This is a genomic window from Stutzerimonas stutzeri (assembly GCF_002909485.1).
GTDB lineage: Bacteria > Pseudomonadota > Gammaproteobacteria > Pseudomonadales > Pseudomonadaceae > Stutzerimonas > Stutzerimonas stutzeri_AH.
On the sequence record NZ_PPXG01000022.1, the window covers coordinates 1 to 509 of the forward strand.

Here is a 509-nt window from a genome sequence, read left to right on the forward strand (position 1 = left end):
CTCATTGCTCGGCGAGACGCTAGGGCAGATGAAGGGCCCGGTGCTCAAGCTCGGCCAACAGGCTTCGCAATGGCAGGACGTGTTGCCCCAGCCGATAAGCGCGGCGCTGTCTCGTCTACAGAACCAGGTTCCATCGCTGCCGTTCGCCTCGCTAGAGTCCTACCTGCAGCGTCTCTATGAAGGGCAGCTGTACGAGCTATTCGAAGCCATCGAACCCCAACCTGCGGCAGCGGCGTCATTGGGGCAGGTACACCGCGCACGTGATCGGCAGGGGCGGGCGCTGATCATGAAGGTCCAGTATCCAGGCATTCGCGGCATCTGCGATGCTGACCTCCGGCAGTTGCGTCGCTTGATGCCGCTGGGGCGGCTATTCGGCACGCCCTCGGCGCGGCTCGAATCCGTCTACCGTGAGCTTCAGGGCGCTATCGACCAGGAGCTCGACTACGAGGCCGAGCGCAACAACCTCGAGCGCTTTCGCCAGCATTTCAGCGACTGGCCTGGCCTGCGCA

At 63.7% G+C, this 509-nt stretch carries 1 protein-coding gene; it reads left to right on the forward strand.

What is annotated here, in order from left to right:
- Nucleotides 1–509, forward strand: a 509-nt coding sequence (locus CXK91_RS22495) for an AarF/UbiB family protein (RefSeq protein WP_258035669.1), incomplete at both ends; no start/stop codon positions are given.